Source organism: Lysobacter sp. KACC 24251, from assembly GCF_057747755.1.
The window spans coordinates 3,143,894-3,165,758 of the sequence record NZ_CM173222.1 but is presented as its reverse complement, the minus strand read 5'-3'; the positions used below and the strand labels follow the sequence as shown (position 1 = coordinate 3,165,758).

Annotated in this window: 16 protein-coding genes; 7 read left to right on the top strand and 9 right to left on the bottom strand. The window is 69.9% G+C overall.

The features are described 5' to 3' along the window. Positions 1-224: 224 nt before the first annotated feature. From recF to dnaA, 3 genes are all read right to left on the bottom strand, one after another. Complete coding sequence (gene recF, locus AC3ARF_RS14605) at positions 225-1,478, bottom strand: DNA replication/repair protein RecF (RefSeq protein WP_498929113.1); 1,254 nt, start codon at positions 1,476-1,478, stop codon at positions 225-227. A gap of 116 nt (positions 1,479-1,594) precedes the next feature. After that, positions 1,595-2,695 (bottom strand): DNA polymerase III subunit beta, encoded by a 1,101-nt coding sequence (dnaN, locus tag AC3ARF_RS14600; protein ID WP_498929111.1) that lies wholly within the window; start codon positions 2,693-2,695, stop codon positions 1,595-1,597. 603 nt (positions 2,696-3,298) lie between these two features. Next, positions 3,299-4,636, bottom strand: coding sequence for a chromosomal replication initiator protein DnaA (dnaA, locus tag AC3ARF_RS14595; RefSeq protein WP_498929109.1), 1,338 nt, complete (start codon positions 4,634-4,636; stop codon positions 3,299-3,301). Between the two features lie 175 nt (positions 4,637-4,811). Here dnaA and AC3ARF_RS14590 point away from each other — a divergent pair, with 175 nt between their 5' ends. Both AC3ARF_RS14590 and folE read left to right on the top strand, forming a co-directional pair. Beyond that, positions 4,812-6,497: a sensor domain-containing diguanylate cyclase gene (locus tag AC3ARF_RS14590; protein ID WP_498929108.1), complete on the top strand. Its 1,686-nt coding sequence runs from the start codon at positions 4,812-4,814 to the stop codon at positions 6,495-6,497. Positions 6,498-6,528: 31 nt separating this feature from the next. Continuing rightward, positions 6,529-7,122: a GTP cyclohydrolase I FolE gene (folE, locus tag AC3ARF_RS14585; protein WP_498929106.1), complete on the top strand. Its 594-nt coding sequence runs from the start codon at positions 6,529-6,531 to the stop codon at positions 7,120-7,122. A gap of 32 nt (positions 7,123-7,154) precedes the next feature. Here the strand turns inward: folE and AC3ARF_RS14580 are convergent, their stop codons facing one another. From AC3ARF_RS14580 to gltB, 3 genes are all read right to left on the bottom strand, one after another. Next, positions 7,155-9,173, bottom strand: a complete 2,019-nt coding sequence (locus tag AC3ARF_RS14580) for an AsmA family protein (RefSeq protein ID WP_498929105.1) — start codon at positions 9,171-9,173, stop codon at positions 7,155-7,157. Positions 9,174-9,327: 154 nt separating this feature from the next. After that, positions 9,328-10,863, bottom strand: a complete 1,536-nt coding sequence (locus AC3ARF_RS14575) for an FAD-dependent oxidoreductase (protein WP_498929104.1) — start codon at positions 10,861-10,863, stop codon at positions 9,328-9,330. After that, positions 10,860-15,344 (bottom strand): glutamate synthase large subunit, encoded by a 4,485-nt coding sequence (gene gltB / locus AC3ARF_RS14570; RefSeq protein WP_498929102.1) that lies wholly within the window; start codon positions 15,342-15,344, stop codon positions 10,860-10,862. Before gltB ends, AC3ARF_RS14575 begins: the two co-directional genes overlap by 4 nt. A gap of 253 nt (positions 15,345-15,597) precedes the next feature. Here gltB and AC3ARF_RS14565 point away from each other — a divergent pair, with 253 nt between their 5' ends. Then, entirely contained in the window at positions 15,598-16,866 is a 1,269-nt protein-coding gene (locus AC3ARF_RS14565; protein WP_498929100.1) for a TCR/Tet family MFS transporter, read from the top strand. Positions 16,867-16,955: 89 nt separating this feature from the next. Here the strand turns inward: AC3ARF_RS14565 and AC3ARF_RS14560 are convergent, their stop codons facing one another. Together AC3ARF_RS14560 and AC3ARF_RS14555 are read right to left on the bottom strand one after the other, a co-directional pair. Next, entirely contained in the window at positions 16,956-17,396 is a 441-nt protein-coding gene (locus AC3ARF_RS14560) for a barstar family protein (protein WP_498929098.1), read from the bottom strand. Beyond that, the gene (locus AC3ARF_RS14555; protein WP_498929096.1) at positions 17,393-17,896 is read right to left on the bottom strand and encodes a guanyl-specific ribonuclease; all 504 of its coding nucleotides are present in this window, start codon (positions 17,894-17,896) and stop codon (positions 17,393-17,395) included. The genes AC3ARF_RS14560 and AC3ARF_RS14555 overlap by 4 nt, the downstream gene beginning before the upstream one ends. 123 nt (positions 17,897-18,019) lie before the next feature. On the opposite strand from AC3ARF_RS14555, the gene AC3ARF_RS14550 reads away from it, so the two are divergent. Beyond that, positions 18,020-19,171 carry a L,D-transpeptidase gene (locus AC3ARF_RS14550; RefSeq protein WP_498929094.1) on the top strand — a complete coding sequence of 384 codons (1,152 nt, stop codon included), beginning with the start codon at positions 18,020-18,022 and terminating at the stop codon, positions 19,169-19,171. Positions 19,172-19,196: 25 nt separating this feature from the next. Next, positions 19,197-20,027 carry a murein L,D-transpeptidase catalytic domain family protein gene (locus tag AC3ARF_RS14545; protein WP_498929093.1) on the top strand — a complete coding sequence of 277 codons (831 nt, stop codon included), beginning with the start codon at positions 19,197-19,199 and terminating at the stop codon, positions 20,025-20,027. Here the strand turns inward: AC3ARF_RS14545 and AC3ARF_RS14540 are convergent. Next, positions 20,005-20,328: an I78 family peptidase inhibitor gene (locus AC3ARF_RS14540; RefSeq protein ID WP_498929091.1), complete on the bottom strand. Its 324-nt coding sequence runs from the start codon at positions 20,326-20,328 to the stop codon at positions 20,005-20,007. The genes AC3ARF_RS14545 and AC3ARF_RS14540 overlap by 23 nt on opposite strands. 141 nt (positions 20,329-20,469) lie before the next feature. Here AC3ARF_RS14540 and AC3ARF_RS14535 point away from each other — a divergent pair, with 141 nt between their 5' ends. Together AC3ARF_RS14535 and AC3ARF_RS14530 are read left to right on the top strand one after the other, a co-directional pair. Next, a complete protein-coding gene (locus tag AC3ARF_RS14535) occupies positions 20,470-21,081 on the top strand; it encodes a DUF938 domain-containing protein (protein ID WP_498929089.1) in 612 nt (203 codons plus the stop codon). 90 nt (positions 21,082-21,171) lie between these two features. Further along, positions 21,172-21,675, top strand: coding sequence for an EF-hand domain-containing protein (locus AC3ARF_RS14530; RefSeq protein WP_498929088.1), 504 nt, complete (start codon positions 21,172-21,174; stop codon positions 21,673-21,675). Positions 21,676-21,865: the final 190 nt, after the last annotated feature.

Sequence of the window (21,865 nt, the reverse complement as noted above, 5' to 3'; positions counted from 1 at the left end):
CGGGAAAAGGCTCCGGTGACGCGGGTTCCGGGGTGGCCCGGACGCGTCGGGACACATCAATGGGATGTGGATCGAGTATAGCAGGCGGGGGCTTTCGGCCGGCTGACGCGGGCATGTTCCACGTGGAACATGGGGATGGGGACGGTGGCCCGGAGCTCGGTGCGCGAGTACGGCTGGCTGCGAGCCGGAATGTGGTGGGTCAACAAGCGCCGGGGCGGAACAACTCAACCAAGCGTTTGGACCAAGCCTTGTTCCACGTGGAACAAAGCGATCGCTCCCTGGCTGGCCGCCAGCCCGGGAGGGGCTTCGGTGCCCGTGATGAACGCCTGTGCTCCCGACGCCCGCACCCAGTCGAGTACTCGCGCCTGGTGATGCCGGTCGAGCTCCGAGGCCAGGTCATCGAGACAGATCACCGGCCAGTCCATGCACATTGCCGCGTGGTGTTCGGCCTGGGCCAGAAGCGCCGCCAGGGCGGTGAGTTTGGCCTGGCCCCGGGACAGGGCTTCGCGCCCCGGCAGGGCGCCAAACCCGATGCGCCAGTCGGCGCGGTGCGGTCCCACCGAGGTGAACCCGGCCAGGCGGTCGCGCTCGCGGCAGAACAGCAGGGCATCGACCAGGGCGAACTCATCGCGGCGCCAGCCCGGCTGGTGATCCAGCCGCAGGGTGCCGAGGCTTGGGGCGAGTTCAGCAGCCAGCCGGGCCAGCCTGGGCTCGATCGCCTCCAGATAGTGCTGGCGGTACTGGCTCAACGGCTCTCCAGCCTCGGCCAGCTCACGGTCCCAGGCGTCGAGCTGGTCATCACCTGCGCGGGACTTCAGCAGGGCGTTGCGCTGGCGCAAGGCCCGGGCATAGCGCCGCCACAGCGGCAGGAAGTGTTGTTCCACGTGGAACAACCCCCAGTCGAGGTAGCGACGCCGGTTCTCCGCGGCCCCGGTGATCAGCGCGTGGCTGCCGGGTTCGAAGCTGACCACCGCCAGCGCGGCGCACAGATCGCCCAACTGGGCCACCCGCTGCCCGTCAAGGCGTCCTTCCCAGTCGCGGCCGGTGTGGCGCAGGCCGGCACGGCGGGTGCGTTCCGCTGCATTCCCGCCGACGCCCGCTGCCGAAGACCCCTCGGACGTGCCTCCGCTTGCCGTGCCGTCGTCGGTGCCCCGCTGTCCCAAGCCCATGCGCCCTAGGCTTGGCGCTTCACCCCCGGCGAGTTCCGGGTTCGCGGTGCCGTGTGCTGCCTGAGCGGCGCCCGGCCAACGCTCGCGCCACTCCACGAACACCTCGGTCGCCTCGTCACCGTGGCGGATCAGTCCATCGCGGACACGCGCGCGGAAGCTGCGTCCATAGGCCATCAGGTGCAGGGCCTCCAGCACGCTGGTCTTGCCCGCACCGTTGTCGCCGGTGATCAGGTTCAGGCCGGGGCCCGGCAACAGCTGCACCTCGTCAAAGCGACGCAGGCGGCGGATGTCGAGGCGGGTGACGTGCATGGAAACCTAGGAAATCAGAAAAAGTGACGCCCGGGCAAACCGGGCGTCCGAGCTCGAATCGATTGCTATCCGGGTGGCGATGTTCCACGTGGAACATTACCCGCCGCTGGGTCCTGTCAGAGCCGCAGCGGCATCACCACATGGCGGCAACGCTCGTTGGAGGCCTCGCGCACCAGCGCCGAGGAATTGGCATCGCGCAGCGCCAACACCACGTGCTCGTCGCGCAGCGAGCTCAAGGCGTCGAGCAGGTAGTTGACGTTGAAGCCCACGGCCAGGTCGTCGACCCGGGTGTCGGCCTCAACTTCTTCCTGTGCCTCTTCCTGCTCCGGGTTGTGCGCGCTGATCTTGAGCTGGCCGGGGGAGACCTCGATGCGTACCCCGCGGTACTTCTCGTTGGACAGGATCGCCGCGCGCTGCAACGAAGCCCTCAGCACCTCGCGGTCCATCCGCACTTCCTTGTCAGCGCCAATCGGAATCACCGCTTCGTAATCCGGGAAGCGACCGTCGATCAGCTTGCTGGTGAAGGTGACATCGTCACGCTTGACCCGCAGGTGGCCGCGACCCATCTCCAGCTCCAGCTGGCGGTCGCCGCCCTCGAGCAGGCGCTGCAGCTCGGTCACGCCCTTGCGCGGCACGATGATCTGGCGCTTGGTCTGCACCGCGTCTTCGAGATGCGCCTCGCACAGCGCCAGGCGGTGGCCGTCGGTGGCCACGCAGCGCAGCGAGTTCTCGCGCAGGTCGAACAGCAGTCCGTTGAGGTAGTAGCGGACATCCTGCTGGGCCATCGCAAACGCGGTGCGTTCGATCAGCTCCTTCAGCGCCGCCTCGGGCACGCGCACCCGCTCGGTGGTTTCGATCTCTTCGATCGAGGGGAAGTCGTTGGCTGGCAGGCTGGACAGGGTGAAGCGCGAGCGCCCGGCCTGCACGGTGATCTTCTCCGCGCTCTGGCTGATGGTCACCTTGCTGCCGTCGGGCAGGGCACGAACGATTTCGAACAGCTTGCGCGCCGGGATGGTGGTTTCGCCGTCCTGGGCGTCATCGACGGCAATGCGCGAGACCATCTCGACCTCGAGGTCGGTACCGGTCAACGACAGCTGCCCGCCCTTGACCTGCACCAGCAGATTGGCGAGCACGGGGAGCGTCTGCCGGCGCTCGACGACGTTGACCACTTGGGCCAACGGCTTGAGAAACACTTCGCGTTGCAGGCTAAAACGCATGCGGACCCGCTCCCCTTTCCAATATCAAGTTGTTGAATAAATCAAAAGCTTAGTGGTGGTGGAGTCGCGAAAACTCCGGGAAAACCAACTTAAGTCTTTGATTCACCAAGTAATTTACGTCTTGCCAACCGCTGTATAACGGACCCGGTTGGATGCGCACAAGTTGTGGACAATTTTTGGGGTCCGGCCGCGTGGCCAGGTTATCCACAGATTGTCCGCCACCCGGCCACAAGTTTCCCAGATCGCGTTCACCTGACGCCATTTTCCACAATCTGGAGCATCGTGCCCGCTTTGTGACCACAAGCGGTTGCGCGCGCCTCCCAGGCGCCACGCCGGTAGCGGGGTGGGGAACGGCGCCATGCTGCGGTCCGGGGCGCTACATCGCCGTTACAGCGCGCTGTGGCGGCATGGCTGAGTGGCCGACGGTCGCGTCGACCAGGAGAGGAGTTCGTGCACCCGCGCGGCCTCGGCACGGGCGCATGGGTGCGGCTAGCCGGTGGCGACGCGCGAGGCGGCGCCTGGCGCCCGCCCCGGCCGAGCGGGGGGGGGGCGGGGGCAGTGGGGTGCTGTTGGTGACCGCTGTGGGCGCCCCGAGGGGCACCCTCACTCGCTGAGCTTGCGGATCAGCTTGTCCCAGTCCTCGCGCAGCTTGCCGTCGGTTTCCATCAGCGTACGGATCTGCCGGCAGGCATGCAGCACGGTGGTGTGGTCGCGGCCGGCGAAGGCGTCGCCAATCTCCGGCAGGCTGTGTTCGGTCAGTTCCTTGGTCAGCGCCATTGCCATCTGCCGCGGCCGGGCCAGCGAGCGGGTGCGGCGCTTGGACAGCAGGTCCTTGATCTGCAGCCCGTAATAGTCCGCCACCACCTTCTGGATGTTGGGGATGCCGACGGAATGCTGCTGCGCGCGCAGCAGGTCGCGCAGGGTTTCCTGGGCGAACTCGGTGGTGATGGCGCGGCCGGTGAAGTTGGCGCGGGCGGCCAGCGTGTTGAGCGCGCCCTCGAGGTCGCGCACGTTGCTGCGCATCTTCTTGGCCATCAGGAACGCGACGTCCTCGGGGATCGCCAGGCCGCGCTCCCGCGCCTTGCTCAGCACGATCTGCGCGCGGGTCTCGAAGTCGGGTGGCTCGATCGCGACGCTGAGGCCCCAGGCCAGGCGCGACTTCAACCGCGGCTCCAGGCCTTCGACCTCGCGCGGATAGCGGTCGCAGGTCAGGATAATCTGCTGCTTGCCGTCGAACAGCGCGTTGAAGGTGTGGAAGAACTCCTCCTGCGTGCGGTCCTTGCCGGCGAAGAACTGGATGTCGTCGATCAGCAGCGCGTCGACCTGCTGGAACTGGCGCTTGAACGCGTCCATGGTCTTGTCCTGCAGCGACTTCATCATCGCGCTGAAGAACTGCTCGCTGCGCAGGTACATCACCCGCATGCCCGGGTTGTTGGCGCGCATGGCGTTGCCGGCGGCGAACATCAGGTGGGTCTTGCCCAGGCCGGTGCCTCCGTACAGCAGCAGCGGGTTGTGCGCGCGGTCGCCGGGCTTGATCGAGGCCTGGAACGCGGCGGCGCGGCCCATCTGGTTGCTGCGGCCCTCGACGAAGTTGTCGAAGGTGTAGTGGTTGTCCAGGTGCCCCTGGAACGGCTCGGCGATAGCGGCGGGCGCGGCGGCGCGGGCGGCCGCCAGCACGGCGGTGGGCGAGGGCGCGGCCGGGGCGCGGGGCAGCGAACCCACTTCCAGCGCGACCTGGTCGCTGCCGGCAAAGTAGGCCAGCAGCTCGCGGATCCGCGGCAGGAAGCGGTCGCGCACGTGTTCGACCACGAACGCGTTGGGCGCGTACAGCACGGTCAGGTCGTCGCGGCGGGTGGCCTGCAGGGGCTTCAGCCAGGTGTGGACGTCTTCGACCGGGTATTCGGCTTCAAGGCGTTCGAGGCAGCGGGGCCAGGCGTCCATAGATCGGGAAGGGTCAATCCGGAAAGGCAAAAAGACGGTCCGGCGCGAGGCTCGCGGCATCGCGCAGCACGACCGGTCGGGGGTGGGTCAGACTACCACCCCGACCCGGACGGTGCACCCGCAGGGCCCGCCGGCCGCTTCGCGCTAGACTGCCTGGGCGAGCGGGGGAGCGAAGATGCGGCGTAGGGGTTGGTCAGCGCTGCTGGTGCTGTGCGCATGGCTGTGTACCGCGCCGGCGCTGGCGCAGGCATTGCGGGTGGAACTGTTGCTGAGCGGGGGCGAGGCGGCCTCACCGCCCGTGTCCGCGTCGGTGCTGGCAGTGGCCCGGGCCGACGCCCCGGCCGACGCGGCGGTGCTGCAGCCGCCCTACCGTGACGGCGCCTATTGGTTGCGACTGACCACCGCGCGGCCGGTCCAGCCGGCCGAAGGCCGGGTGCTGGTGCTGGAAGGCGCGCACGCCATGGGACCGGTGATCTATTACCCGCCCGCGGGCGCGGTGCGGGTGGTCCATGAATCCGGGCAGGGCGGCTCCGGCCTGCTGCGCCGGGGCTGGGTGCTGGCGCTGCCCAATGGGTGGCCGGCGGGCGCCGTCGCCTACCTGCGCGTGGGCGGGGCCTCCACCGAGGCGGTGCGCCTGCGCTTCTCCGACGTGTCGAGCCTGGCCCGCGAGCAGCGCGCGCAGACCCGCTTCTTCACCGCGGCCTTCACCGGGCTGATGCTGATGGCGCTGGGCATGCTGGTGATCGGCCTCAACTTCCGCGAGCGCCTGTACCTGAGCTACGGCAGCTACCTGGTGTGCCTGGCGCTGTACATCATGCTGCTGTCGGGTGACGCCGGCGAGATGCGCGGCCTGGCGTGGCTGAACCGTGCCGGCGTCATCGGCCAGTGGGGCCTGGCGACGCTGGCGGTGATCATCCAGCTGGAGTTCACCCGACTGTTCCTGGAACTGCCGCAGCGCCTGCGCCACGGGGCGCGGGTGGTGCGCGGCCTGCAGTGGCTGCACATCGCGCTGCTGGCGACGCTGCTGGTCGGGGGGCGCCACGTGCTGGGCTGGTACTACGTGGTGGGCAACACCTTGCTGGTGGTGAGCGTGCCGCTGGTGCTGGTGCTGGCGGTGTGGGCCTGGCGCAAGGGTGCGACCTACGCCGGCTACTACCTGCTGGGTTGGGGGCCGCTGCTGGCGATGGTGGTGCTGGTGGCCGCACACCTGCTGGGCGTCCTCAACGCGCCGTGGGCCGAGCAACTGCTGCCGGCGATGGCGGTGCTGGAGTCCGGCGTGCTGGTGCTGGCGTTGAGCCAGCACGCCGCCAACCGACACCGCCTGGCGGTGCTGGCGCGCGAGACGGTGGAACGCGACCCGCTGACCGGGGCGATGAACGCCAAGGCGTTCCGCCAGCTGCTGGAAAGCTGGCAGCACCTGGGCGTGCTGGGCAGCAAACGCTACGGCCTGCTGCTGATCGACCACGACGACCTGCGCCAGCTCAATGGCCGCTACGGCCGAGCGGTGGGCGACGCGGTGCTGCAACAGGTGCTGGCGCGGATCCGCGGGGTACTGCGCCCGGACGACGTGGTGGCCCGGCTGGAGGCCGACAGCTTCGTCGTGGTCACCGAGTGCGACCGCAACGACTGCGAGCAGCTGGCGTACCGGCTGTCGGACGTGGTCGGCAAGCGCCCGCTGCGGATCGACGGCCAGGCGATCACCGCCACCGTCAGCATCGGCGTTGCGATGTCGCACCCCGGCGACTCGGTGGGGATGCTGTTGGCGCGGGCCGAGCGGGCGCTGCAGAGCGCACGCATCGCCGGCCACGGCGCGGTCGGCCACGAGCCGGTGCGGGCCACGTCGGCGACGGCCATGGAGTAGGATGCCCGTCCCCCCGACGCAGGAGCCCGTCATGGCCGAAACCCCCCGCAAGCCCAGCCGCGAAGAGGCCGAAGCCGCCATCCGCACGCTGCTCAGCTGGGCCGGCGACGACCCGGGGCGCGAGGGGCTGCTCGACACCCCCAAGCGCGTGGTCGAGGCCTACAGCGACTGGTTCAGCGGTTACGGCGACGACCCGGCCGAATACCTCAAGCGCACCTTCGAGGAAGTCGAGGGCTACGACGAGATGATCGTGCTGCGCGACATCGAGTTCGAAAGCCATTGCGAGCACCACATGGCGCCGATCATCGGCAAGGCGCACGTGGGTTACCTGCCCAACGGCAAGGTGGTGGGCATCAGCAAGCTGGCGCGCGTGGTGGAGACCTATGCGCGGCGCCTGCAGGTGCAGGAGAAGATGACCGCGCAGATCGCGCAGGTGATCCAGGACGTGCTGCAGCCGCGCGGGGTGGCCGTGGTGGTCGAAGGCGCGCACGAGTGCATGACCACGCGTGGGGTGCACAAGCGCGGGGTGAGCATGATCACCTCGAAGATGCTGGGCACGTTCCGCGAGGACGCGCGCACGCGCGGGGAATTCCTGCGGTTCATCGACGTGGGACCGGGGCGCTGAGGGGCGGCCCTTAGCCGCTCGCAGCCGCGGCGTCAGCGACGGCTGCCGCCACAATAACGTTGGGCCTTGGCGTTGCCGGGGTCGGCGGTGGCCACCAGTGCGGCGGCCGGTGCGGTGGCCGAACCGAGCACCGCGGCCACGGCGGCGCGCAGGCCCACGCGCTTGTAGTCGGGCCGGATGCTCGGGTGCTTGAAGCTGCCTTCCACGTGCAGCGGGGCGCGCAATGACAGCGGGCTGAACCGGCGGGTCTTGGGTTTGAGCACGAGGGCCAGCCGCTCCTGGCTCAGGTCGATACGTCCGTCGCCGAGGATCACGGTTTCGCTGGTGTCGAACGCCAGCGCGCGCGGGGTCATGATTCCGTCCTGTACGGCGAAGTCGGCGAAGGCGCAGCGGATGGGAATCTGCTTGTCGCCGGTGAGCTTGATCTTGAGGATGCCGGCTACGTCGATCGCCGCCTTTTCCATCAACAGCTTGCTGATGCGGCCTTCGCCCATGCCGACCACGGCGTCGCCATCGGCATGCGCGAGCATCGCGGCAATGGAATTGCCCTGCGTGCTGATCCGCACGTCGCCCCCGACCTCGCCCAGCGCGTTGCGCCCCAACCGGACCTTCGGCAGCAGCTTGCCCAAGGTCAGGCCGTTGGCCTGGATGTCGGCGCGGGTGCGGATGGTGGGCTGGCGCGCGTCCAGGTGGATGGTGGAGCGGATGTCACCGTCCGCCACGCCGAAATTGAGCGGCGCCAGCGTCAACTGCCCGGCCACGAGGCTGAGCTTGGCATCCATGTCGTCGAGCGGCAGGCGTCGGGTGATGATGTGCGCCGCACGGAACCGCACGTCGGCGTCCATTGCGCGCAACTTGTCCAGTTCGAGCGGCTCGTCGGGAAACAGCCTGGGGCTGGCGGCGCGGGCCGCGGCTTTCGCGGCCAGCTCGGGATTGGTGCGTTCGCCATCACCGGCCGCGGGCGCGCCGCCGATGAAGCCGGCCAGGTCGTCCATGTCCAGCCGCCTGGAGCGCAGGTCGGCCTTCAATGCCGGCCGCGGCGTGCCCGTGGTGAAGTGCGCAAAGCCGGAGAGGTCGCTGTCGCCCACCCGGCCGGTGAAGCCGTCGTACTTCCAGGTGCTGCGATCCGGCGAATGCACCACGCGGGTGAGCCGGCCATCCAGCGTGTACGGAGGGGTGGCGGGGATGGCCAGTCCCAGCAGGGGGTACAGGTCGTCCATGTTCTGGCCATTGAGCGCCAGGCGCAGGTCGAAGTCGCGCAGGCGCAGCGGGTCGAGCAGGGTGCCCCGGGCGTGGGCACGGGTCGGGCCGGCGGCGGCACGCACGTCGATGGTGTAGGGCTCGTCCGGATCGCGCAGGTCCAGCGGCGACTCGCCGCGGCCCTCCAGGGTGAAGGCGCTGCCCTTCCATCGGCCCTTGCCGCGGACGGTGATGGGGGGACCGCTGTCGCCGGCGGCCGGGGTTTCGCTCTGGACCGCGACATCAAACCCGGTGCGGGTACGCGGATCGACGAAACGCAGGCGACCGCCATCCACCCACAGGCGGCGGAACTGTGGCTGGCGGTCGCGGCTGTCCTCGCGATCCTTGAGCACCCAGTTGCCGATGCCGTCGGGCCCCACTTCCAGCAACAGGTCGGGACGGGTCAGACGCAGCTCCGGCACGCGGATGTCGCGCTTGAACAGCGCCGGAAACAGCTCGAACGCGGCATCCAGCCGGTCGGCCTTGGCCATGTCCTTTTCCTTGGCCCACGTGGCGTTGCCGAACCGCAGGCGATCGACTTTGACCCGGGTCATCCGGCCGAGGTCGACATCCACGTTGCCGTCGAGGTGGAGCACGCGGCCCGTGCGGGCGTGGACGACGTACTCGATGGGGCGTTTGAACCAGTTCCAGTCCCACAGCAGCAACAGCAGCGCGAGGCCGGCAGCCAGCAGCCCCAGCAGCGTCCACCACGGGTGCCGACGCGGCCAAGCGCGGCCGTTCGTCTCCGAGGTGCCCGGGTGGGGCGCGTCGGGTGGACCGGGGAGGCCTTCGCTGGCAAGGCGTTCAGCCATGGGCTCCGCGCGCGGGGCGCGCCGTCTGGACTGCCCCCACCATCTGCGCGGCGGGATAAAACGGCGGTGAACGGTCGAGCGAACCGTTCAGGCAGATTGGGGCGGTGACGGGGCCGCACCGGCCGCGGCGCCGGCGGCCGGGAACGACCCCGAGCTAGGCCGCCGCGTCCACCTTCTCGCCGGCGTCGGCCGCCGGCTGCGGCTGTTGCGCCAGGTAGCGCGCGATGCCCGCCGCCGCCTCGCGGCCTTCGAACGTGGCGGTGACCACGAGGTCGGCGCCGCGCACGCAGTCGCCGCCGGCGAACAGGCGCGGGTGGCCGGTCTGGTAGGCGAACGCGCCGTGCTCGCCACTGGTGAGGATGCGGCCGTTGCCGGCGAGTGACACGCCGTGGCGTGCCAGCCATTCCGGCGCCTCGGCCTGGAAGCCGAAGGCGATGATCACCACGTCGGCCTCCAGCACCGCTTCGCTGCCTTCGACGATCTCCGCATTGCGGCGGCCATGGGCGTCGGGTTCGCCCAGTGTCGTTTCGGCCACGCGCACGCCGCTGACCTGACCGTCGCCGAGCAGGGCCAGCGGCTGGCGGTTGAACAGGAAGGTCACGCCTTCCTCGCGGGCGTTGGCCACCTCGCGCGCGGAGCCGGGCATGTTGGCTTCGTCCCGGCGGTAGGCGCAGGTGACCTGTGCGGCGCCGAGGCGGATCGCGCTGCGTACGCAGTCCATGCCCGTGTCGCCGCCACCGAGCACGACCACGCGCTTGCCGGTCAAATCGGGCAGGTCGATGCGGTCCTCCCAGCCGGCGATGGGGCGGCTGTGTACGGTCGGGTCCACGCCTTCGTCGTGGTGGGTCTCGGTGTGCACCACGCGACCGTTCTGCACCAGGAACGGCAGGGCGGGCAGAACGCCCTTGAGGTCCTGGCCGGGCAGGCCGCCGTCGGTGTAGCGGTAGCTGCCGAGGCCGAGGAACACCGCGTCGAAGTCGGCGAGCAGCCCGTCGAGGCTGATGTCGCGGCCGACCTCGACGCCGAGGCGGAACTGCACGCCCATGCCTTCCAGCACCTCGCGGCGCAGGGCGACGATGGACTTGTCCAGCTTGAAGCTGGGGATGCCGAACTGCAGCAGGCCGCCGACGGCCTCGTAGCGGTCGAACACCACCGCGTCGATGCCGGCGCGGGCAAGGCGGTCGGCGCAGGCGAGGCCGGCGGGGCCGGCGCCCACCACCGCGACGCGGCGGCCGGTGCGCTGCACCTTGTCCAGGCGCGGACGCCAGCCTTCGGCCAGCGCGCGGTCGACGATGTATTTCTCCACCGCGCCGATGGTCACCGCGCCGAAGCCGTCGTTGAGCGTGCAACTGCCTTCGCACAGGCGGTCCTGCGGGCAGACGCGGCCGCAGATCTCCGGCAGCGGGTTGGTCTCGTGGCACAGGTCGGCGGCTTCATGCACGCGGCCTTCGCGCGCGAGTTCCAGCCAGCGCGGGATGATGTTGTGCAGCGGGCACTTCCACGCGCAGTAGGGGTTGCCGCAATCGAGACAGCGGCCCGCCTGGTGCTCGGCCTCGGCCTCGCCAAAGCGGCCGTACAACTCGCCCCAGTCGCCGTCGCGGCGCAGCTGCAGCGGAATGCGCGCGGGCATCTCGCGCTGCACGTTGCGGAACTGGAAGACGTCCTTCTTGGGGGTGTCCTTCTTGCTCATGCGGCCCTCCGCAGATTCTCGACCAGCGAGGCAAGGCTGGCGGCCTTGGGCTTGACCAGCCAGAACTTGCCCATGAAGTCGCGCATGTCAGACAGGATGCGCAGCGCGTGCGCGCTGCCGGTGTGCGCCAGGTGCGCCTCGAGCAGGCCGCGCAGGTGCGCGCGGTGGTGCTCGAAGCCGTCGCCGGCAATGCGCAGGATGTCGACCAGTTCGTGGTTGTAGCGGTCGACGAAGTCGCGGTCGGTGTCGAGCACGTAGGCCATGCCGCCGGTAAAGCCGGCGCCGAAGTTGAGGCCGGTGCGGCCGAGCACCACCACGACGCCGCCGGTCATGTATTCGCAGCAATGGTCGCCCGCCCCTTCCACCACCGCGGTGGCGCCGGAGTTGCGCACCGCGAAGCGTTCCCCGGCGCGGCCGGCGGCATAGAGCTCGCCACCGGTGGCGCCGTACAGGCAGGTGTTGCCGAGGATCGGCGCCTCGTGCGCGATCCAGCGTGCGCCCTGCGGCGGGCGCAGCACGATGCGGCCGCCGGCCATGCCCTTGCCGACGTAGTCGTTGGCTTCGCCTTCCAGTTCGAAGTTGAGGCCGTCGGCGTTGAACGCGCCGAAGCTTTGCCCGGCGGTGCCGGTGAAGCGCAGGTGCAGCGGCGCGTCGGCCATGCCGTGGTTGCCGTGCAGCCGCGCCACGCGCCCGGACAGGCGCGCGCCGATGCTGCGGTCGGTGTTGCGGATGGCATAGGCGAAGCGGCCGCCGCGCTTGTCGGCGATCACCTCACGCAGGTCGGTGTCGAGCTGCGCGGCCAGGCCGGTGGCCAGTTCGCGCGGCGCGGCGACACCGCAATGGCCGCCGTGCACCAGGCCGTCGCTGGCCAGCAGCGGCGCCAGGTCGAGGTGGCGCTGGCGCGGGCCGACCGCATCGTTGGACGCGCCCTGCGACAGGCGCACGCCGCGCTGCTCCAGCAGGTCGGTGCGGCCGACGATCTCGCCCAGCGTGCGCACCCCCAGCTGCGCGAGCAGGCGACGCACTTCCTCGCCCATCAGGCGGAAGAAGTTCTCCACGCGCTCGGGCAGGCCGGTGAAGTGGTCGCGGCGCAGCGCGTCGTCCTGGGTAGCGATGCCGGTGGCGCAGTTGTTGAGGTGGCAGATGCGCAGGTACTTGCAGCCCAGCGCGATCATTGGCGCGGTGCCGAAACCGAAACTCTCCGCGCCGAGCAGCGCGGCCTTGACCACGTCGAGGCCGCTCTTGAGCCCGCCGTCGGCCTGCACGATCACGCGGTCGCGCAGGTCGTTGGCCAGCAGCGCCTGCCGCGCTTCCGACAAGCCGATCTCCCACGGCGTGCCGGCGTAGCGGATCGACGACAGGGGGCTGGCGCCGGTGCCGCCGTCGTGGCCGGAGATGGTAACCAGGTCGGCGCCGGCCTTGGCCACGCCGGCGGCAATGGTGCCGACGCCGGCGTGCGACACCAGCTTCACCGAGATGAGCGCCTGCGGATTGACCTGCTTGAGGTCGTAGATCAGCTGCGCGAGGTCTTCGATCGAATAGATGTCGTGGTGCGGCGGCGGCGAGATCAGGCCGATGCCTGGCCGCGCGTAGCGCAGCTGCGCGATCATCGCGTTGACCTTGTGCCCGGGCAGCTGGCCGCCCTCGCCGGGCTTGGCGCCCTGCGCCATCTTGATCTGCAGCACCTCGGCGCTGACCAGGTACTCGGGGGTCACGCCAAAACGCCCGGAGGCGATCTGCTTGATCTTCGACACCTTGTCGGTGCCGTAGCGCACCGGGTCCTCGCCACCCTCGCCGGAGTTGCTGCGCCCGCCGAGGCGGTTCATCGCGATCGCCAGCGCTTCGTGCGCCTCCGGCGACAGCGCGCCCAGGCTCATCGCCGCCGTGTCAAAGCGCCGAACAATCGCTTCCACCGGCTCCACCTCGTCGAGCGCGATGGGCGTGGCAGCGGTGCGCAGTTGAAGCAAATCCCGGATCGCCGCGGTCGGGCGCTCGTTGACCGCGGTGGCGTAGTGGTGCCAGTCGGTCCAGTCGCCGGTGTGCACCGCGCGCTGCAGGCGGGTGACCACGTCGGGGTTGAACAGGTGGTACTCGCCGCCGGGCACGTAGCGCAGCAGGCCGCCGATCTCCGGCGGCGTGGTCGCGTCCCACGCCTGCGAGGCGAGCAGCTCGGCGTCGGCCTGCAGCGCGTCGAAGCCGGCGCCGCCGATGCGCGCCGCGGTGCCGGCAAAGCACAGTTCCACCACCTCCTTGTCGAGACCGATGATTTCGAACAGCTGCGCGCCGCGATAACTGCCAATGGTGCTGATGCCCATCTTGGAGATGATCTTGAGCAGGCCCTTCTTGATCGCGCGGCGGTAGCTGCGGCCGATCTCGGTGACTTCGCCGCTGACCGTGTTGAGGATGCCGCGCGTGCCGAGGTCGTGCAGGGTCTGGTAGGCGAGGTACGGGTACACCGCGGTGGCGCCGAAGCCGATCAGGCAGGCGAAGTGGTGCGGGTCGCGCGCGGTGCCGGTCTCGATGATCAGGTTGCTGTCGCAGCGCAGGCCGGTGCGCACCAGGTGCTGGTGCACTGCGCCCGTGGCGAGCAGCGCGTGCACCATCACGCATCCGCGTTGCGGGCGGCGGTCGGTGAGGATCAGCAGCACGTGGCCTTCTCGCGCGGCGGCCTCGGCCTCGGCGCAGATGCGGCGCAGCGCGGCCTCCAGCCCTTCGCCAGGCGAGTAGTTGAGGTCGATGTAGTGGTGCGAGCTGTCGTACGGCGCCATCGCCAGCAGCTGCTTGACCTTGCGCTGGGCGAGGATCGGCGAGTTGAGGATGACGTGGTTGACGTTGCCCGGGCCATCGGCGAACACGTTGCCCTCGCGCCCGATCTGCGTCGACAGCGACATCACGCAGTCCTCGCGCAATGGATCAATCGGCGGATTGGTCACCTGCGCGAAGGCCTGGCGGAAGCAGTCGTACAGTGGGCGCACGCGCTGGCTGAGCACCGCCATCGGCACGTCGTCGCCCATCGAGCCGGTGGCTTCCTGCTCGAGTTCCGCCATCGGCCGCAGCACCAGCTCGCGTTCCTCGCGGGTCAGCTGGAACAGCTTCTGGAAACCTTCCAGGGTCTCCGCGTCGAACGGGTCGGCGGTGAGGTTGGGATCGATCAGCTCGGTCTGCAGGTAGGTGGTGCCCTGCTTGAGCCAGCGCTTGTACGGCGCACGCTTGCGGTTGATGGCGTCGATGGCGGCGCTGTCGAGCAGCTCGCCGGAATACAGGTCGACGGCGATCATCTCGCCGGGGCCGAGCTTGCCCTTGGCCTCGATCTCCTCGGCCGGCAGTTCCCACACGCCCGCCTCGGACGCGATGAGGAAGTGGCGGTCGCGGGTGCGCAGCCAGCGCGCCGGGCGCAGGCCGTTGCGGTCCAGCGTGCACGCGGCGTAGCGCGCATCCAGGGTGACGATGCCGGCCGGGCCATCCCACGGCTCGGTGTTGAGCGCGTAGTACTCGTAGAACGCGGCGAGGTCGGCGTCCTTGTACTCCAGCGACTGCGTCGCCGGCGGGATCAGGATGCGCATCGCCTTGAGCAGGTCCATGCCGCCGGCCTGCAGCAGCGCGAGCATGTCGTCCAGGCTCTGCGAGTCCGAGCCGCTGGTGGTGATCACCGGGTCGAACTCGCGCAGGTCCAGCGCCGGAGTGCGCCACACGTGCGCGCGCGCCTGCGCCCAGGCGCGGTTGCCGGCGATGGTGTTGATCTCGCCGTTGTGCGCCAGCAGGCGGAACGGCTGCGCCAGCGGCCAGCGTGGCGTGGTGTTGGTGGAGAAGCGCTGGTGGAACACGACGGCGCTGGCGGCGAGGTCGGGGCGCTGCAGGTCGGGGTAGAACTGCGCCAGCCGGTCCGGCAGCACCATGCCCTTGTAGCCCATGCTCGCCGCCGACAGGCTGACCACGTAGAAGTCGGCGAGGTCACGCAGCTGCTGCTCGGCGCGTCGGCGGGCGAGGAACAGCGAGCGCTCGAAGCCGACCGCGTCGAAGCCACCGGTCGGGGTCACGAACACCTGCTCGATGCGCGGCATCGATGCCCGCGCCAGCGCCCCGCAGGCGGTCGGATCCACCGGCACCTCGCGCCAGCCGGCCACCGCCAGCCGCTCGTCCTGCAGCAGCGCGGCCAATGTGTCGCGCGCGCGGGCCGCGTCGTCCGCATCGTGCGGCAGGAACACCAGGCCCGAGGCGAAGTGGCCACGCACCGCGATGCCGCTCTCCTCGGCCAACCGGCGCAGGAACGCAGTGGGCTGGCGCAGCAGCAGGCCGCAGCCATCGCCGCTGAGACCGTCGCGGGCCACGCCGCCGCGGTGGGTCATGCGCACCAGCGCCTCGATGCCGCGTTCGACGATGGCACGGCTGGGCGTGTCATCCAGCTGCGCGATCAGGCCGAAGCCACACGCGTCATGCTCGTCGCGCGGGTCGTACAGGGGCGTGGAGGCGGAAGTGGACATGACGGCACCTTGGCGATGGGGCAGGGCACGGCCGCCCGTCGCGGCCGGGGGTGCGGCGCGACAGACCAACGTGTCCGTGTATGACCCGAATAAAGCACATTTTGTGCAGCGCGGCAAATGCGTAAATAGTTGAAACTGAAATAGTTTCCTACGTAACAGCCGCCTGCCTTCCGAGTATCCCCGGCGGCGCTGGAACCTGCGCTCGACGAGGCCGCGCTAGACTGCGCGACTGCCCCGAGCCCGACGAGTTTCCGTGACCGACACCGTTGCTCCGCGCGTGCGCAAGGCCGCGCTGATCTTCATCTTCATCACCGTGCTGATCGACGTGCTGTCGTTCGGCGTGATCATTCCGGTGCTGCCGCACCTGATCGAACAGTTCGTCGGTGGCGATACCGCCAACGCGGCGTATTGGGTGGGCGTGTTCGGCACCGTGTTCGCCGCGGTGCAGTTCGTGTGCTCGCCGATCCAGGGCGCGCTGTCGGACCGCTACGGGCGGCGCAAGGTGATCCTGCTGTCGTGCCTGGGGCTGGGCATCGATTTCATCTTCATGGCGCTGGCGAGCACGCTGCCGTGGCTGCTGCTGGGTCGCATCATCTCCGGCATCACCTCGGCCAGCTTCAGCACCGCCAATGCGTACATCGCCGACGTCACGCCGCCGGAGCAGCGCGCCAAGAGCTTTGGCCTGATCGGCGCGGCGTTCGGCCTGGGCTTCATCATCGGCCCGCTGATCGGCGGCTGGCTGGGCGAGATCAACCTGCGCTGGCCGTTCTGGTTCGCCGCGGGACTGGCGCTGTGCAACTTCCTCTATGGCTGGTTCGTGCTGCCGGAGTCGCTGCCGCCTGAAAAGCGCAGCGCGAAGTTCGACTGGTCGCACGCCAACCCGATCGGCTCGCTGGCGCTGCTCAAGCGCTACCCGCAGGTGTTCGGGCTGGCGGCGGTGGTGTTCATCGCCAACCTCGCGCACTACGTGTACCCGAGCATCTTCGTGCTGTTCGCCGACTACCGCTTCGGCTGGGGCCCGCGCGACGTGGCGTGGGTCCTCGCGGTGGTGGGCGTGTGCAGCGTTATCGTCAACGGCGCGCTGGTGGGGCGCGTGGTCAAGTCGTTCGGCGAGCGCCGCGCGCTGCTGTTCGGACTGTCCTGCGGCGTCACCGGTTTCATCCTCTACGGCATCGCCAGCGAAGGCTGGATGTTCTGGCTCGGCATCCCGGTGAGCGCGCTGTGGGCGCTGGCCGCGCCGTCGACGCAGGCATTGATCACCCGCCAGGTCGGCCCGCAGGTGCAGGGCCGCATCCAAGGCGCGCTGATGAGCCTGGTCAGCCTGGCCGGCATCGCCGGGCCCGCGCTGTTCGCCGGCAGCTTTGGCTACTTCATCGGCGACCAGGCCCCAGTGCATCTGCCGAGCGCGCCGTGGTTCCTGGCCGCCGGGCTGCTCGCCTGCGCGGTGGGCATCGCCTGGGTGTACGCCAAGGTGCCGGCCGAAGCCGAACATGGAGCCGTAGCGGAGCCACCGTCAGCCTGACGAGTCGTCACTCGATCACCCGCGCATTCGCCGCGGGCGGTAAGGAGTGGATGGGCATCACGCACGGATGCGCATCCTGTGTCGCCGGACTATTCGTCCTCGTCGGCCGGCATCGCCTCGACCGGCATCGGCAGGATCGCCCAGAACGGACGGTCGTCCTCGGCCCAGCGGAAGGCGGCCTCGTTGAGGATCTCCAGCAGCGTGTCGAAGTCGTCGGGCGAGGCTTCGCGCAAATCGGCCGCGTTCTCGATCAGCAGCAGGTAGCCCACCGCCGGTTGCCACGACAGGTCACCGAGCACGTCGGCCAGCGCGTCCCAGGTGCCACCGAACCAGGTCGGCAGGTGCATCGTCGCCGCCAGCCGTTCCATCAGCTCGACCTTGTCCGGGCACTCGGCCAGGTCGATGCGATACACGTGGTACTCCAGCGCCTCGCCGGCCTCGGCCATGGCCTCGGCATCATTCTCGGCGACGAAGTAGGCGCCGCTCTGCGCCGGATCGGCGAGTACGTTGCGCAGGTCGGTGTCGTTCATTGCGCCACTCCCGTGAGGTCGAAGCGGCGGAAGGTACGGTAGTGGTCGTCGGTGTACCAGTACTCCACCGGTGGGTTGCCGCCGGTGACGATGCGGCGCGCGCCGCGGTCGCCGGAGCCGGGCGTGTCCACGGTGTACTCGCGGTAGTAGCCGCGCGGCTGGGCGGGCAGCAGGCGTTCGCGGTTCTGGAACACGTTGCCGTCCTGGCGGTATTCGAACGGGCCGCCGCGGGCGATGGCGGCCAGCACCGGGCGGGCTTCCGGCGGCAGGAACGCGGGCAGGCGCAATGCACTGCCGGCGGCGCCTGGCACGCTCGCGGGGGCACCGCGGGTGTCGGCGGTTGCGGCCGCCGTGTCCGGCGCGGCAGGCGTGGACCTCGCCTGCGGTGCCTGCTGTGCCGTGGGTGCGGGCGGAACGACGTCAGGGTTGTCCACGCGCTTGGACCAGGCCCACAACCCCAGCAACACGACGCCGGCCAACAGCCAATGGTGGTGACGCATCGTCCTGCTCCCGGCATCGGTGTGGCTGCAGTCTAAACCCACGGCAACGGTGGCGGAGCGGCTTTGAGCGCGGTCAATCCGGCGGTCGCGCGGTACGGTTACCGTTGTCTGCAAGGAGTGCCCATGTCCCGCCCGAAATTGCCCCTGCTGCGATCCTCACGCGTGCGCGCTGCCACCCGCGTGCTGGTCGCCGCGCTGTCGCTCGGCCTGGCCACGGGCGTGGTCGCGGCGCCGCAGGTCGCGACCACGCCCCCGGCCGCGCCCGCATTGGCGCCCGAATCGGCGCCCCTCGCGCTCAAGCCCGGCGAGTACCTGTGGACGCCGGAACTGGCGCCGCAGGGCCCGGTGGTGATCGTGATCAGCCTGCCCGAACAGCAGGCCTACGTGTATCGCAACGGCGTGCGCATCGGCGTGTCGACGGTGAGCAGCGGCAAGAAGGGCTATGAGACGCCCACCGGCGTGTTCACCATCCTGCAGAAGCGCAAGGAGCACTACTCCAACCTCTACGACGACGCGCCGATGCCGTACATGCAGCGGCTGACCTGGGACGGCGTGGCGCTGCATGCCGGCCGCGTGCCCGGTTATCCGGCCTCGCACGGCTGCGTGCGCCTGCCGCTGGAGTTCTCGAAGAAGCTGTTCGATGTCACCTCGCACGGCATGACCGTGGTGGTGGCCAATGCCGCCTCGCACACGCCGGACGTGGTGTCGCCGGGGCTGTTCGCGCCGGTCGATGCGGCCACGGGGCGCGAGCGAGCGCGCGCCGGCACGTTGACCAAGGGCCAGTTCAGCTGGACCCCCGAGCGCGCCACGGCCGGCCCGATCACCATCGTCTTCAGCACCCACGACCAGGAGGTGGTGGTGATGCGCGCCGGAACCGAAATCGGTCGTGCCGCGGTCACCCTCACCGGCGAGCCGATGAGCGGTACCCACGCCTATGTGCTGCTCGACGGCCAGGGCGAGGGCCCCAACACCCTGGTGCCGGGGCGGCCGCCTTTGCGCTGGCTGCAGGTGGAAGTGCCCGGCGTCACCCCGGACCTGCACCAGGACCTGCAGGCCGCGATCCGCGGCGAGCGGCTGCTGGTGCCGCCCGTGTTCAGCCAGCTGGTGTACGAGGCGCTGTCGCCCGGCGCGACCATGGTCGTCACCGACGAGCCGCTGGTGGCGCGCAGCGCCAATGCCGGCATGACCGTGATCCGTGCGCAGGACGACGCCAGCGACGAGGAAGAACGCCCCGAACAGCCTGAGCCAACCGGTCAGCAAGCTGAACACCCTTGACGCGATCTTCATGTAACCTCGCGGCATGACAAAAACCCCACTGGCCCTGCTCACGGCAGTGCTGGCAGCGGGATGTGTCGCGCCTTCGGCAAGGACGTCAAACGCCGCGGCCATTCCGCCCGTCGCACCGCCTTCGTCCTCCACCGTGGCAGCCGCTGAAAGCGGCGGCGCAAACACTGCCATCCACGAACCCGCCGCGCAGCCCACGCTGCTGCAGCAGCTGGTGCAGGCCGCCCCGAAGGCGGATCCGGAAGTGCTGGCCTTGGCGCTGGAAGCACGCACGTGTGCCGCGCGCAATGGCACCGGCACCGACGCGACGCGCCTGGCGGTGATCGACTACTCCAAGCCTTCGACCGAACGCCGCCTGTGGGTGTTCGACCTCACGGCCGCACGCCTGCTCTACGACGAATTCGTCGCGCACGGCCGCGGCAGCGGCGAGAACCTGGCCACGTCGTTCTCCAACACCGATGGCAGCCACCAGACCAGCCTGGGCCTGTACACCACCGCCGAGACCTACATGGGCGGCAATGGCTATTCGCTGCGCATGGACGGCCACGAGCCGGGCTGGAACGACAATGCGCGCAACCGCCTGATCGTGATGCACGGTGCGCCGTACGTGAACCCGCTGCAGGCCCGTGTGCAGGGCCGCCTCGGCCGCAGCTTCGGCTGCCCGGCGGTGCGCCCGGAAGTGGCCAAGCCGATGATCGATACGCTCAAGCAGGGCCAGCTGGTCTTCGCCTACGCGAAGAACGACAAGTGGCTGAAGGGTTCGCGGTTCCTGGGATGTAACGGGGCCGCCGCCCTGGTACGGGGCGGACGGCCCGGCCCCCTGGTCAGCCGCACCGCAACCCTGTGATCGCCTCGCGTTCGTTGACGTCGATGTTGAGGCGGTCAGCGCGGTATTCCATCGTCACGACCTGACCCGGGCGCAGCACGCGCGAGACCTTCGCGCCGCTGTCGCGCGTGGCGCGGTCGACCACGTCCTGCGTGGGCGCACGCCCGATCGCCCAGCTGGCGGCCTGCGCGTTGCACACACCGGCCGGCGTACCGTCCATCGGCGGTTCGGCGGGCATGGTGCTGCAGGCGACCATCGAGGCCAGCAGGACCGCCAGCGGGATCAGGGGCAGGCGGGTGTCGGCGTTGCGGGGTGATGCCATGGCGGGGACTCCGGCGGGGCTTGGGGGCGACAATGCGGGTGTCGCGGTGAGCGGCATGTAAAGGCCTGACCGTCGCACCGGATGCGACCGGCCGCGCCGTTCACCCGCCCCGACCCCGTTCAAGAGTGAAACGCACCCACCATGGACAAACCCCACGCCCCCGCCTGCGAGCGCAACCGCGACCCGATCCTGGCGGTGCTGCAGCCGCGACTGGCGGCCGCGCGCGGCGTGCTGGAAATCGGCAGCGGCACCGGCCAGCACGCGGTGCATTTCGCCGCGGCGATGCCGTGGCTGCAGTGGCAATGCAGCGATCGCGCGGAGAACCTGTCCGGCATCGCGATGTGGCTCGACGATGCAGCGCTGTCGAACACCCCAGCGCCGCTGGAACTGGACGTCGCCACCGGGCCATGGCCCGCGCGAACCTTCGACGCGGTGTTCAGCGCCAACACGCTGCACATCATGGGCTGGCCCGAGGTGCGGGCGTTCTTCGCCGGCGTGGCGCGCGTGCTGGCCGACGACGGTTTGCTGGTGGTGTACGGCCCGTTCAACTATGGCGGTGAATACACCAGCGACAGCAACCGCGCCTTCGACGCCTGGTTGCTGGCGCGCGATCCGCGCTCGGCGATCCGCGATGCGGAGGCGGTGGATGCACTCGCGGCGGCCGTCGGTCTGGTGCTGGAGGAAGACCTCGCGATGCCCGCCAACAACCGCTGCCGCGTGTGGCGCAAGCAGGCGATGCCATCCGCGGGCTGAACGGCGCGGCGAGCCGGTCAACCGCGGCGCCGGTGTGGCGTTAACCGCTACATGCCCGGCGCGTCGCCGGAGCCACACGAGGATCGCGCCATGACCCGCACCACCCTGCTTGCCCTTGCCCTGACCGCCGTGACGGTGTCCGGCCTCGCCATCGCCCATGGACACGACGGCGCCGGCCCGCACCGCATGCGTGGCGACCGCCTGCAGCAACTCGACACCGACAAGGACGGCCGCATCAGCCGCACCGAAGCCGCCGCGCGCCCCGCGCTGGCCGAACGCTTCGCCGAGATGGACGCCGACAAGAACGGCTTCATCGACAAGGCCGACCGCCAGGCCCGTCACGCCGCGCGCCGCGAGGCCTTCTTCGCCAAGGCCGACGCCAACCGCGACGGCAAGCTGACCCGCGCCGAACTCGATGCCGCGCACGAAGCGCGCCGCGCCGAGATGGAAGCGCGCCGCAAGCAGCATGCCGATGAACGCTTCGCCAAGATGGATACCAACAAGGACGGCGCGATCAGCCGCGAGGAAATGGCCAAGGCGCCGATGATGGGTGGCCACGGCCGTGGTCACCACGGCGGGCAGAAGCACGACTGAGGGACGAGGCGCGATCCCGGGGCGTGACCGCTGCCCGGGTCGACGCATGACGGGACGTTTCTTGCGGTGACGCAGGGCCGCATGGCCACCGTGCCATGCGGCCTCGTGACCTCCGGCAGGCCGCAGACGCCACGAAATATCCGTAGGCTGTGGCGGACGCCATCCGCGATCGCCACCCACGGCGGACCGC